The sequence below is a fragment of the Chryseobacterium aurantiacum genome, assembly GCF_003020585.1.
Lineage (GTDB): Bacteria > Bacteroidota > Bacteroidia > Flavobacteriales > Weeksellaceae > Chryseobacterium > Chryseobacterium aurantiacum.
This window is the reverse complement of the sequence record NZ_PXUE01000002.1, coordinates 1,027,403-1,040,890: the sequence shown is the minus strand read 5'-3', so window position 1 is coordinate 1,040,890 and position 13,488 is coordinate 1,027,403. Positions and strand designations below refer to the sequence as shown.

Genomic DNA, 13,488 nt, shown 5'->3' with positions numbered 1-13,488 from the left:
ATATAATTGTAAGGTTTTTTTTTATGTGTATTTTTGTACCATGATTTCTAAGCAGACCATTGATAAGATATTCTCCACAATCCGAGTAGAAGAGATTGTGGGTGAATATGTGCAGTTGAAAAGAGCAGGGTCTAACTTTAAGGGACTTAGCCCTTTTCATGAAGAAAAGTCTCCAAGTTTTGTTGTTTCACCAAGTAAGCAGATCTGGAAGGATTTCTCTACCGGAAAAGGAGGTACAGCCATCTCTTTCCTGATGGAAATTGAAAACTTTACTTATCCTGAGGCACTTCGCCATGCAGCCAAGAAATATGGAATCGAAATTGAAGAAGATCTTCGTGAAATTTCTGAGGAAGCCAAGCATGCACAGACGGAAAAGGATTTGCTGTATAAGATCCATGAGGTTGCTAATACCTATTTTCAGGAGATTCTTTGGGATGATGAAGAGGGACGAAGCATAGGGCTTGCCTACTTTAAGGAAAGAGAGCTTAAGGATGATATCATCAAGAAGTTCCAGCTTGGATATTCCCCAGAAAAAAAGAATGCCTTTACAACTTATGCGTTGGAAAAAGGCTACAATAAAGAAATTCTTGAAAAATCGGGGCTTTCCATTTTTCCTGAGAATACGCCTTCAGGAGTAGACCGTTTCAGAGAAAGGGTTATTTTCCCTATTCATAGTTTTTCTGGAAGAGTTTTAGGATTTGGAGCCAGGATTCTGAAGAACAATGTTAAAACGGCAAAGTATCTCAACTCACCGGAAACAGAGATTTATCATAAGTCCAATGTTCTTTATGGATTAAACCAAAGTAAGCAGGCGATTTCGAGAAAGAATGGCTGTCTTTTGGTGGAAGGGTATATGGATGTGATTTCTCTTCATATGTCCGGAATAGAGAACGTTGTAGCAAGTTCCGGAACCTCTCTGACTACGGAGCAAATTAAGTTGATCAAAAGGCTTACAGAAAATGTAACGATCCTTTTTGACGGAGATAATGCCGGTATTAAAGCCAGTTTCCGAAGCATTGATATGTTGCTGACTGAGGGTATGAATATCCGTGTATTGTTATTCCCCGATGGTGATGACCCGGATTCCTTTGCCAGAAAACATCCGCAGGAATATGTTGAAAAATACATTGAAAATGAAGCGATGGATTTCATCGACTTTAAGGCGGAAATTCTGCTAAGGGACGTAGGAAGTGATCCTATTAAAAAAGCGGAGGCTATTCGTGATATTGTAAAATCTGTTTCCTTTGTACAGAATGCCCTGAAAAGGGAAGTGTATCTTAAGGAGGTTTCCAATAAGTTTGGTCTTTCTGAGCAGAGTCTTTTCAATGAGCTGGATGTTCAGAAGCAAATTACCCAGAACCAAACGCATCATGTTCAGCAGCAGCAAAAAGAAAAGGCTGCCACTCCAAAAATGGAAATTGTTCCGTTGGATAAGGAAAAAGAAGACCCTTTTCTGTTTGATGTCTTGTTTATGGAGAATAAGCTGGTAGATCATATGCTGATGTTTGGGGATATTGTATTGAAGAGGAAGAATGAACAAAATGAAGAATATCAGATTACCGTTATTGAGGAAATTCTGCATCATTTTGAAGAGGAGCAGTATACATTTTTAGTCAAAGAAAATGAAATCATTATTAATCAGGTAAGAGAGGGTATTCAGAAAGAGGAACTCAGAAGTGGGAACTTTTTTGTATCTTTTATGGATGAAGAAATTACTACAAAGGTAGTGGATGCCTTACTGCCTTTGGATGAACTAGAAAATTGGGCTTCCAGAAATATTTATCCACCCAATTACGGAGATAAAGTGGCAGATCAGATCCAAGGAGATGTTTTATTGCATAAATACAGATATATTGATTATTTAATCACCGAGACAGCCAAGGAACTGGATGAACACAGCAGTACGGATGAAGCGAAGTATTATGAACTGATTAAAAAGATTACCTTGCTGAAACAGGCTTCAATACGATTAAGTAATATTATCGAATACTCACCCATTAAAGGTATTTACGGGAATAGAAAAAGATAGTTTAAAGACAATAATTTTCAGAATTCTGTGACAAAAAGTCCTATAAAATTTTAGGAATAAATATTGTAATTTAAACTTCGAGAATATTAAAATAATACATAATAGAAATATGGACATTAAAAAAGATTTCAGAGATTTCTCTGTAAAGCATTTAGGAAACAACGGTTTAGTTACCGATCAGTATATGGGTATGTATGGCCCAACGAATCTTACACCATACATCATGGAGGAAAGAAGATTAAACGTGGCTCAGATGGACGTTTTCTCCCGTTTGATGATGGACAGAATTATCTTCCTGGGAACAGGGATTGATGATCAGGTAGCGAACATCGTTACAGCACAGCTTTTATTCTTAGAAAGTGCTGATCCATCCAAAGATATTCAGATCTACATCAACTCTCCTGGTGGTAGCGTTTATGCAGGTTTAGGAATTTATGACACTATGCAGATCATTAAGCCAGACGTAGCCACAATCTGTACAGGTATGGCGGCTTCAATGGGAGCTGTATTATTGGTTGCAGGTGAAAAAGGAAAACGTTCTGCTTTGAAGCACTCAAGAGTAATGATTCACCAGCCTTCAGGAGGTGCACAAGGGGTTGCTTCTGATATGGAGATCAACTTAAGAGAGATGTTGAAATTAAAGCAAGAGCTTTATGAGATTATCGGACACCATTCTGGACAAACTTATGAGTGGGTTGAAAAATCTTCTGACAGAGATTACTGGATGACTTCCGAAGAAGCAAAAGGCTACGGAATGGTAGATGAGGTTCTTCAAAGATCTACAGAGAAAAAATAATTGATTTAAAAAAAATCATAAAAAAACGTACCTGAAGAGGTACGTTTTTTTGTTATTATAAACCTTGTGTATATAAAGTTCATTTAAGGATCTCAATATTTCTTATTCCTTAATCATCTTGTGTATCGTAGAACTGCTGGATGTCTTAATTTCTACCCAATAAACTCCTGCGTTTAAGGATTTTACATTAATTTTTACTCCTTGGGAACTCATAACCTTTTGTCCCACAGCAGAATAAATATTCACTTCTTTGATGTTTTCTGAGGTTTTAATATGAATAAAATCACTTGTCGGATTAGGGTAAACGCTGAATTTATTTTTCTGTACAGAAGAAACTCCCAGTGTTGCATTATTGGCTTCTGTAGGAATAAATGGTCTTCTTTCCCCAAAACCTAATCCTAACCAGCTGTTATTACTCAATTGTATCTGACTAAGATTTGATTTTTTCTGCCAGCTTGAAAGATCTTTTCCCACATATAATTTCCAGTTTTCTGTTGCTGAAGCGTTTCCTGTGAAAGTATTTAATGATAGATTAGAAATTTGATTGTTACCGGTAGCAAAATTGAAATAAGAAGCCTGAGACTGAATAAGCTGTAGCGCCTGTTCAGCAGTTATACTTCCGTTGTATTTAATTCCAAAAACAAAAGAATTGGCATTGCCATTGGGATTATCCGTTCCAAAGTCTATCACCACAAGGCTTTTGTTGCTTCCTGTTCCAATCCAGTTGGTGATTTGAGAAGAGCTAAACCATTGGGAGCTGTAGGCAGGGACAGGAGTGGATGGTGGAGTGTCAATTTGAGCATTGTCAGTACCATAGGTGATTCCAAACCACAATCCATCTGTTAAATGAACATAACCCACACCATTATTTTCATTAGACATATTTTCTGCACTTGGTCCGAACCAGGGAATCCAGGAATCATCGGTTCCGGGAGCATGGTGGTTGTAGGAGAAGCTGAATAGATATCCTGAAAGAATATCAGCCTGCATTTTAGGTTCTGCCGATATAATGGCATTGATCATGTCTTCTGCCATTAAGTTATCAGCGTCAAAACGATACCCCCAGGCATAAGAGGCTGGAGTATTGTTGTCATTAAAATCGGCAATGAAATAAGCCTTTTTAGAACCTGTTCCTACCCAAAACTTAATGTCGTTTTCTGTAAATTGGGCAAAGAAAAACTGCATACAAAGCAGCAAGAAAAAAAGATAGATTTTTCTCATAATATAATTAAATTAAAGTTTTATTCCCGAAACTTATTGCAGAAAAAAGAATCAGTTTCTTAGTTCTGAAATGAAAAATGTATTCAAGGCAGGTCTCCTGGCTCGCATCCTTATAGCTAACCTTCCCGGATTTTTTGATCCAGTGGTATGATAATGCTATAGGTGAAACAGCTTACAGTTGCGGGTACAGCTCAAGAATTGAATAATATTCTCACTTAATTCCCTATTAATGAACAATGTTCAGCCTTAAAAAACACTGCAAATATATCATATTAATTTTGAGAGGCATTTTGTGAATTATGTACGAAATTGTCTGTTTTTTGATGGTTATATAAGTTTTGCTGCTTTAGGTTTCATTAGTTGATATTATATTTTAATTTATATTTTGATTTTTTGATCAAACGGCAGCTTTTTACTGTTTATATTGAATTCATTCTGGGGTTTCATTGTTAAAACACAATTGTTATTGCATTCAAGATCAGTTTACAATCAATTTATACTTTCGCGCCATAAAAGTTAATATGAAAAAACTACTATTATCAGCTATGGTAATGACTGCGTTATTATCGTGTAATAAAGATGATGACAATGTGAATAATCAGGACGTTAATTTCTCTAAGCTTCCTCAGGAATTTCCTTTTTCTAAGATGGCGACTATCAATGGGGTAGATGTAATAAATGGAGGCTTTGGTTCTGGTGCTGCGGCTCATCCCAGCAGAAAAGGGGAATTTTACGTGATTACAGATCGCGGCCCCAATACAGATTATCTGAATGGTAAGAAGTTTTTGACACCCAATTTTACCCCAACCATCATGCATTTTAAAATTAATGCTGAAGGAAATATAGAGGTCATCAAGTATATCAAGCTTAAAAATCCATCAGGACAGCCTATTACCGGACTTCCAAACCCGGTAGGAATGGGAAGTACAGGGGAGGTGGCTTATGATGCTGCAGGAAATGTTCTGGGTACAGATAATTATGGTCTGGATAGTGAAAGTATTGTTGCTGCACCGGATGGTACATTTTGGGTATCTGATGAGTATGGTCCACATATCGTTCATTATAGTGCAGAAGGAGTAGAAATGGAAAGAATAAGTCCTATTGGAGTAAATACAGGAACAAGAAAACTACCGGCAGTATTGGCTAAAAGAAGAGCCAATAGAGGTATGGAAGGTCTTTGTATGACTCCGGATGGAAGAACATTGGTAGGAACGATACAATCTATGATGCTGGTACCAACAAAGGTACTGGCAACCAATACTACTTTAACCAGAATAGTAACTTTTGATATTACTACAGGGCAAACCAAGCAATATCTGTACAGACAGGATGGGGGTGCTTCTGATTCAGTGTGCGATATCACAGCACTAGGCAATAATGAGTTTCTTGTCATCGAGAGAGACGGAAACTTCGGAACACAGGGCGGAATTAAAAAAGTATACAGAATCAACTTAAGCAGCGCAACCGATGTAAGCGGGACTGACCTGGCTGCTGTAGACGGAATGAAAGTAAATGGAAAGGCTTTGGAGCAATGTAGCTGGGATGAACTTACTACCGCAGGAATCAAACCTGTTACTAAGAAACTAGCCGTAGACCTGGTGGCAAAACTAGGATATGAACATGATAAATTTGAGGGCATTGTTTATTTGGGAAACAATAAACTGGCTGTTTTCAATGATGATGATTTTGGAGTGGTGGATGACGGAAGCGGAAACCCCAAGGCAAAGATCCTTCCTAAAACAGGAAAGGTAGATAAAGGAACTATGTATGTAGTCGATATTCAATAATTAGATTTTTTTAAAGGAAAACGGCGGAATTTATTCCGCCGTTTTTTATTTTAGATCAATAAAAGTGAGCTATAACCCCCAAATATTAGTCTTTTATTATTAATTAAAACCCTCAATAATCTTAGAGAAATCTTCTAATTTCAAAGCTGCACCTCCAATCAGACCTCCGTCAATATCCGGCTGAGAGAAGATTTCCTTAGCATTATCCGGCTTCACAGAACCTCCGTAAAGGATAGAAACCTCATCTGCTACTTCCTGACCATATTTAGCTGCAATGATGCTTCTGATATGTGCATGAATTTCCTGTGCCTGCTCAGGTGTTGCTGTTTCTCCTGTTCCGATAGCCCAAACTGGTTCGTAAGCAATGACTACTTTTTTGATTTCATCAGCAGAAAGAGTGAAAAGAGCGACTTCAGTTTGGTTTTTAACCACTTCAAAGTGTTGTCCTGCCTTTCTTTGTTCAAGCGTTTCACCGTTACAATAGATTGGAGTAAGACCTTTATCTAAAGCTAATTTTACTTTTCTGTTGCAGTGAGAATCTGTCTCACCGTGGTATTGTCTTCTTTCAGAGTGACCGATCAAAGATCCGTTTGCTTCAATAGATTCCAGCATATCTGCAGAAATCTCACCTGTGTAAGCTCCGCTTTCATGCTCGCTCATATCTTGAGAGAATACTCCTACTTCATCCTTTTTAAAGATGTCTTTTGCCATCATTAAATATAAAGAAGGGGGAGCGATCCAAACCTCACAGTTGGTTGCGTTGTTGTTTTTATAGCTTAGTAACTGAATCATCAATTGTTGTGCATCAATTACATTTTTGTTCATTTTCCAGTTTCCTGCAACTATTTTTCTTCTCATAAAATTAATATTGATTTATTTACTTTTTAATTTTTATTCTAATCATCTGCTAGATCAAACCAATCTGCGAGACTTATTATTTATTAATTCCTTCCAATTTAAACATGAAAGCATACACCAAGGCAATATCTTTCAGGTAATCAAATCTTCCGGAAGCCCCACCATGGCCATAATCCATATCTGTTTTTAATAATAATACGTTTTTATCAGTTTTCATATCTCTAAGCTTTGCTACCCATTTAGCAGGCTCAAAATACTGTACCTGTGAGTCATGAAGCCCCGTTGTTACCAATAAATTAGGATAGTTTTTCTTCTCTATATTTTCATATGGAGAGTAGGATTTCATATATAAATAGGCTTCCTTATTGTTAGGATTACCCCATTCGTCATATTCATTCGTTGTTAAAGGAATACTTGTGTCAAGCATTGTATTAATTACATCCACGAATGGTACCTGTGAAATCACCCCATTCCAAAGATTAGGACTCATATTGGCTACAGCTCCCATTAATAGACCTCCTGCACTTCCTCCCTGAGCATACAAATGCTTTGGAGAAGTATATTTTTCCTTAACTAAGTATTCTCCACAATCGATAAAGTCGGTAAATGTGTTTTTCTTTTTCATCATTTTTCCGTCTTCATACCATTGTCTTCCCATTTCCTGACCTCCGCGAATGTGGGCAATTGCAAAAGCAAAACCTCTGTCCAAAAGGCTCAGTCTTGTACTGCTGAAGCCTGCATCCATAGAATTTCCATAGGAACCGTAAGCGTATAGTAGAAGTGGGCTGTTTCCGTCTCTTTTAAATCCTTTCTTATACACAATGGAGATAGGGATCCTGGTTCCGTCTTTTGCTGTGGCAAAAAGCCTTTCGGTAGTATAATTCTCTTTATTGTAACCTCCCAGAACTTCCTGTTGTTTCAATAAAGTTCTCTTTCCGGTCTTCAAGTCCTGTTCAAACTGAGAACTTGGAGTAATCATAGAAGTATAACCAAAACGGAAATTATCTGTATTGTATTCTGGGTTTCCTGATGGAGAAACAGTGTAAGTTGCTTCCTCAAATTTCAAGAATTCTTTTTTGCCTGTTTTTCTGTCATAGATCACCAACTGCGAAAGTCCGTTTTGTCTTTCACTGAAAACTAGATAATTCTTAAACTCAGAAATTCCCTGCATCAGAACCTCTTTTCTGTGAGGAATAAAGTCTTTCCAGTTTTCAACAGCTGTCTTGTTTAAAGGTGTTTCTACCACTTTAAAATTGAGAGCATCCTTATTGGTAGTAATTAAAAATTTATCTTCCAGCGCAGTTACGTCATACAAAACATCCTTTATTCTTGGTTGGAATACCTTAAAAGTTCCGTTAGGATCATTGGCATCCATATATTGGATCTCAGAAGACGTTGTTGCCTGAGAATAGATCATGATAAACTTCTGATTCTTGGATTTTTCTGCCCCAATATAGTTAGTTTTATCCTTTTCTTCATATACCATAACATCCTTGGAAGCATCTGTTCCCAATGTATGTCTGTAAATTTTTTCTGTTAAAAGAGTTTCAGGATTTTTGGAGGTATAAAAGATGGTTTTATTATCATTGGCCCATATGGCTGATCCTGTTGTATTTTTAATACCAAGATCAGTGATTTTTCCGGTGGATAGATCCTTTAAAAATAATTTATATTGTCTTCTTGAAACATCATCCACTCCATAAATCATTTTCATATTATCCGGGCTGATACTGAAACCAGAAGCCGAATAATAAGGATGTCCTTCCGCCAGCTGATCTACATCTAGCAGAATTTCCTCAGGGGCACTAAGGGATGCTTTCTTTCTGCAATACTTGAAGTATTGTTTTCCTGTTTCTGTACGGGTATAATAATAATAACCATTTCTGAAAACAGGTACAGACTCATCTTTCTCCTTGATTTTTCCCTTCATTTCCTGGAAAAGCTTTTCTCTGAAAGGTTCTGTATCTTTCATCATGCCTGTCCAATAGGTATTTTCAGCTTTTAAATAATCAACGACCTTGGTAGAGTCTTTTCCTTTTTTAAAATAATCGATCATCCAGTAATAAGGATCATTTACCTTATCACCGTGAATTTCTCTAATATGTTCCTGCTTTTCTGCAACAGGAGCTTTCATGTCCGGAAATTTTTGAGATTGAAATGTTGATGCACTCATTACTAATAATCCTAGATAAATTTTTTTCATGATTATTTTGATTTTGGATCTTTATTTATGATAGTCCCCAAAGGTTTTTCAGAAGAATGTAGAATGTATGTTCTTCTTCGGTAACCTTATTGTCTGCTTTTATTAATGACTTTGCAAACTGAGCAAACTTTACACGCTCATCCTCGGTAGAATCATCAAGAAAACATCTTCCGTGGAATTCAAAGTGATCTTTCCATTCTTCAGGTTGTAAAAGAGCAAGAGTGTCAAGCTCATTGTCAAGGTTCATTCTGAAAGGAAACTCATCAGCCAGATATTGCTGTACAAGCATTCCTTCCTCCGGAGCAAATTCTCCGTCTACAGATGAAAGGATCATTAATAAGTGGTAACCTGCGATAGATTTATTTGATTTTTGCATGTGTTGTTGAAATTTAATGTTGAAGTTGAGTGTTTAAATTAGATAGCAATCATTTGTTATTGAACATAGTCCTTTGCAGGCTGTTTGTCTACAATTTTTCCGTTTTCAAGGACCAATACAAAAGGATTACTTCTTGCGATTGTTTTGATGGCAGTTCCGTCCATCATTGTATTTTTAATAGTTTTAAAGGTATTCTGATAAGTTGAAACCCCATAGATAAGTGCTCCTTTTTGAGCATTTACCTTAGCTTCCACTTTTTGAAGAAGATCAGCAGAAACTTCTTTTGGAAGATAAGAAAACACTAGAATAGCCTTTGGAGCTTTAATGATCTCCTCAGTAAGTTCCATTCCGGTAGGGTCTTCAATCTTGAATTTCACAATCTCAGATTTATAGCCTTCCTTTACCAGAACAGATTCATTCTTACCCTCCTCAATTTTCCACGGAGAACCCTCTGCCCAGTATTTTGTTTCCTTGATATAATCATCCTGATTTACCTTTAAAACTTCTCCTGTCTTTTGATTTTTAAGAGAATAATAAGTCTTGTATTCAGATGGATTTTTATTGATTTTCTCTTTCTCACCTTTTATATCTGTTCCTATTTTATAATCACGGAAATCAATCATCGGTTCATGCATGATTCCCTGTGCCATAATGTAGATCATTACTAAGGAAAATGCTCCCAGAATATAGTATTTGAATTTGCCTGTAGATTCTTTTTTCGTACTGCCATATTCATCCTTTTTGCAGAAGTCTTTTCTGTACAGTAAAAACAGAAGAATAAGCCCTACCAGAAGCACAACATCTTTCAGAAAGCTTTGCCAAGGCGTAAACTTAATGGCATCTCCAAAACATCCGCAATCTGTTACAACATTGAAGTAAGCAGAATAAAAAGTAAGAAAACCAAAGAACACACAAAGTGCTATTAAGGCTGATAAGGTAAATTTAAGCTTTAATTTTATCAGTAACATAAACCCCAGAGAAAGCTCCAGTACAACCACGATAATTGAAAATAGCAAAGCAAATTTTTCAAAAAACGGCATATTGAAGACCGCGGGTGAGAAATATTCCTCCATTTTAAAGGAAAATCCTACCAAATCCACAGCTTTTACAAAGCCTGAAAGGATAAAAATAACAGCAATAATAAAGCGTAATAAACCTTTGATCATAATTAAATAGTTTTGGGTTCGAATGAGTTGTGTTGTTCAGAAAACTTAATCAGACAGAAAACAGCATAGTTCAGCATATCGAAGTAATTGGCATCCAGCCCCTCAGAAACGATGGTTTTTCCCTGGTTGTCCTCAATCTGTTTGGTTCTTAGTACTTTCTGATAAATAAGATCTGTGATCGAGGAGATTCTCATGTCTCTCCACGCCTCACCGTAGTCATGATTTTTTCTTTCCATTAAAGCTTTCGCTTCACCGGCATATTGGTCATAAAGACCTAAAATTTCTTCCTTATTTTCATTAAAATCATTGGAAAGCCCTTTTTCAAGCTGTATAAGCCCAATGATAGAGTAGTTGACAATCGCGATAAATTCATCTTCTTCACTTTCATCCACCATTTTTACATCGGTCATTTGCAGCGTACGGATTCTGTTGACTTTTATATAAATCTGATCCGTAATGGAACTCGGTCTCAAAACCCTCCAGGCTGCTCCGTAATCCTGTAACTTTTTACCGAAAAGATCACGACACTGACTGATAATTTTCTCGAACTGTACTGATGTTTTTAGCATAAATTTTCTTAATCTTCCAAATATACGAATTAGGTTTTAGGTAGCAGAATTTTTAGAAAGAGAGTTTAAGGGTTTTAGCAGTGAGTTTTAGAACTATAGAATGGAAAAAGGGAATGGCATCATGAAAAGAGGATTGATAATGAAATATTTTACATTTCTGACATCCAATTTCCCCCAGATACAACCACAATCACTAATTTTGCAGAATATAAAAATCATTCATCAATTCTCATGTTTTCAAATGTTCAAAAATGTAAATATTCCGATGCCCAAATCCATTCCATTAACTGCAATGGAAAGTTGGTACAACTTGATGTTCCAAAGATGATGGGAATCCTTAATCTTACTCCGGATTCTTTCTCTGATGGAGGAAAATTTAATGATGAGAAACAGGCATTGAAGCATGCTGAAAAGTTAGTAAAAGACGGTGCTGAAATTCTTGATATCGGACCTCAGTCTACCCGTCCAAATGCCGAATTTCTGAGCAGTGAAGAGGAAATTAACAGAATGGGGAATATCATCTCCCAAATAAAAAAAGAATTCCCCGAAACGCTGGTTTCTCTGGACACCTTTTATGCTGAAACCGTAAAATTTGGATTTAATGAAGGGATTGATATCATCAATGATATTTCAGGCGGTCAGTATGATGCAAGCATGTTTGATACAGTCGCAGAAACGAAACTTCCTTACATTTTGATGCACGTTAACCCTTCCTACCAAACGATGCACGATAAAATTAAGTTTGAAGATATAACGCTGGAAGTAAACCTATATTTTTCCGAAAAAACCAATGAACTTTTACAGAAAGGAGTAAATGACATTATTCTTGATCCCGGTTTTGGCTTCGGAAAAACAGTAGAAGATCAGATGAAGATGATTCATGAAGTAGACTTTCTTGGTTTTGGGAAATTTCCTTTGTTGATAGGAATTTCAAGAAAATCATTTATCTATAAACCTCTTGGGAAATCTCCTCTTGATATCAATGAGGAAACACAAAAGCTTCACATGAAAGTTTTAGAACAGGGAGCAAAAATTCTGAGAGTTCATGATGTAGCTGAAGCAAAGAAAACTCTCGATCAATTTTTAAAGAAAAAATAAAAAGTTTCAAAAAAACTTGCGAGTAATTAAAAAGTTTATACATTTGCAGTATGAATTTTACGAATCAGAAAAATATTATTGTCATTTCTATTGCAGCTGTTGTCATTTACAACAGTCAGGAAACGGCATTTTAGAATATATTTTTCTTTAAATCATACAAGCCGTTTCATTGTTGAAGCGGCTTTTTTTATTTTAATTTTTTTATAGTCAAGAATATGTATCAGTTATTCGCAGTAATTATTATCGTCATTATTATTCCCTTGCGTCTGTGAGATGGAAGATGTATGACTGTACATATATTTTAGCCCTCTCACACTGTGAGAGGGCTTTTTTTATTCCCTTTTGTTAATTTTTAACCCCTATAACATGTATTACAACAACGACACGGTCATCTATTTTGATGGAAATTTTATGAAAGCAAAAGAGGCCGGTATGGATCTTTACGGACAATCTCTTCACTACGGATATTCTGTTTTTGAAGGAATCAAATCTTACAGTACTGCCCAAGGTACAAGGATTTTTAAAGCAAAAGAACATTATGAAAGATTAAAAAGATCAGCAGAACTGATGCATATTCCTTTCAATTATTCGGCAGAGCAGCTTACAGAACTTACCTACGAACTTTTAGAACTGAATGGCTTTACTGACGCTTATATCCGTCCGCTGGTTACCTGTTCTCCCAATATGTCACTTTCAAAAGGGAAAGAATCTTATTTATCCCTGCTGGCTTGGGAATGGAACAATGGTTATCTGGCAGATAAAATGAAGATCATGACTTCGGGTTTTCAGCGTCCGAATCCTAAGGCATTTAAAGTAGAAGCCAAGGTGGGGGGACATTATGTGAACTCTATTCTTGCTTGTCAGGACGCCAAGGACAAAGGATATGATGAAGCTTTGGTATTGGATGAAAACGGAAATGTTGCAGAAAGTTCTGGCGCCAATGTTTTTTATGAAAAAGAGGGGATGCTATTTACACCCGCAAAAGGAAGTATCCTTCCGGGGATAACCCGACAGACTGTTTTTGAAATATGCAAAGAACTTAATATCCCCGTTAAGGAGACCTTTTTTAAACCTGAGGAAATGAGAGGTGCTGATGCTGCTTTTTTCTGTGGCACAGCTGCTGAAATTGTTGCATTGGATTCTCTTGATGATATTCCCTTTGCAAAGAACTGGGAAGATACCGCAAGTCAAAAAGTACAACAAGCCTATTTAAAATTGGTGAGAGTTCTGTCGTTGTAAATATGATGATTTTAATAATTTGATTATCAATATGTTGTATTTGGTTTTTAAACAATTGAGTATTGTAGTTTTCAAAAAAAATGAAGATGGGAAAATATTACAAGCTGTAGTTTTGGACCAAAATTAAGTAAAAACCTCATTTCTGA

General features: G+C 36.4%; 11 protein-coding genes and 1 riboswitch. Of the genes, 5 read left to right on the top strand and 6 right to left on the bottom strand.

Annotation, left to right across the window (positions count from 1 at the left end; all coding sequences use genetic code 11):
- Positions 1-40 precede the first annotated feature (40 nt).
- Together dnaG and clpP are read left to right on the top strand one after the other, a co-directional pair.
- A complete protein-coding gene (dnaG, locus tag C7D53_RS11020; RefSeq protein WP_106916528.1) occupies positions 41-2,029 on the top strand; it encodes a DNA primase in 1,989 nt (662 codons plus the stop codon).
- 109 nt (positions 2,030-2,138) lie between these two features.
- On the top strand, positions 2,139-2,825 hold the full coding sequence (clpP, locus tag C7D53_RS11015; RefSeq protein ID WP_034726592.1) for an ATP-dependent Clp endopeptidase proteolytic subunit ClpP: 687 nt from the start codon (positions 2,139-2,141) through the stop codon (positions 2,823-2,825).
- A gap of 102 nt (positions 2,826-2,927) precedes the next feature.
- Here the strand turns inward: clpP and C7D53_RS11010 are convergent, their stop codons facing one another.
- Positions 2,928-4,046 (bottom strand): T9SS type A sorting domain-containing protein, encoded by a 1,119-nt coding sequence (locus C7D53_RS11010; RefSeq protein WP_106916527.1) that lies wholly within the window; start codon positions 4,044-4,046, stop codon positions 2,928-2,930.
- Positions 4,047-4,116: 70 nt separating this feature from the next.
- Positions 4,117-4,310: riboswitch (cobalamin riboswitch) on the bottom strand.
- A 257-nt stretch (positions 4,311-4,567) separates the two neighbouring features.
- Here C7D53_RS11010 and C7D53_RS11005 point away from each other — a divergent pair.
- Complete coding sequence (locus C7D53_RS11005) at positions 4,568-5,833, top strand: esterase-like activity of phytase family protein (RefSeq protein WP_106916526.1); 1,266 nt, start codon at positions 4,568-4,570, stop codon at positions 5,831-5,833.
- Between the two features lie 99 nt (positions 5,834-5,932).
- On the opposite strand, the gene tpiA is transcribed toward C7D53_RS11005, so the two are convergent.
- From tpiA to C7D53_RS10980, 5 genes are all read right to left on the bottom strand, one after another.
- Positions 5,933-6,691 (bottom strand): triose-phosphate isomerase, encoded by a 759-nt coding sequence (tpiA, locus tag C7D53_RS11000; protein WP_106916525.1) that lies wholly within the window; start codon positions 6,689-6,691, stop codon positions 5,933-5,935.
- 76 nt (positions 6,692-6,767) lie between these two features.
- On the bottom strand, positions 6,768-8,894 hold the full coding sequence (locus C7D53_RS10995) for a S9 family peptidase (protein ID WP_106916524.1): 2,127 nt from the start codon (positions 8,892-8,894) through the stop codon (positions 6,768-6,770).
- A gap of 25 nt (positions 8,895-8,919) precedes the next feature.
- Positions 8,920-9,270, bottom strand: a complete 351-nt coding sequence (locus C7D53_RS10990) for a hypothetical protein (protein WP_076353736.1) — start codon at positions 9,268-9,270, stop codon at positions 8,920-8,922.
- 56 nt (positions 9,271-9,326) lie between these two features.
- Positions 9,327-10,436 carry a BT_3928 family protein gene (locus tag C7D53_RS10985; RefSeq protein ID WP_106916523.1) on the bottom strand — a complete coding sequence of 370 codons (1,110 nt, stop codon included), beginning with the start codon at positions 10,434-10,436 and terminating at the stop codon, positions 9,327-9,329.
- A 2-nt stretch (positions 10,437-10,438) separates the two neighbouring features.
- Positions 10,439-11,005 carry a DUF1599 domain-containing protein gene (locus C7D53_RS10980; RefSeq protein ID WP_106916522.1) on the bottom strand — a complete coding sequence of 189 codons (567 nt, stop codon included), beginning with the start codon at positions 11,003-11,005 and terminating at the stop codon, positions 10,439-10,441.
- Between the two features lie 231 nt (positions 11,006-11,236).
- Between C7D53_RS10980 and folP the strand changes: the two genes are divergently transcribed.
- The gene (gene folP / locus C7D53_RS10975; protein WP_162926148.1) at positions 11,237-12,103 is read left to right on the top strand and encodes a dihydropteroate synthase; all 867 of its coding nucleotides are present in this window, start codon (positions 11,237-11,239) and stop codon (positions 12,101-12,103) included.
- Between the two features lie 366 nt (positions 12,104-12,469).
- On the top strand, positions 12,470-13,342 hold the full coding sequence (ilvE, locus tag C7D53_RS10970; protein ID WP_106916521.1) for a branched-chain-amino-acid transaminase: 873 nt from the start codon (positions 12,470-12,472) through the stop codon (positions 13,340-13,342).
- Positions 13,343-13,488: the final 146 nt, after the last annotated feature.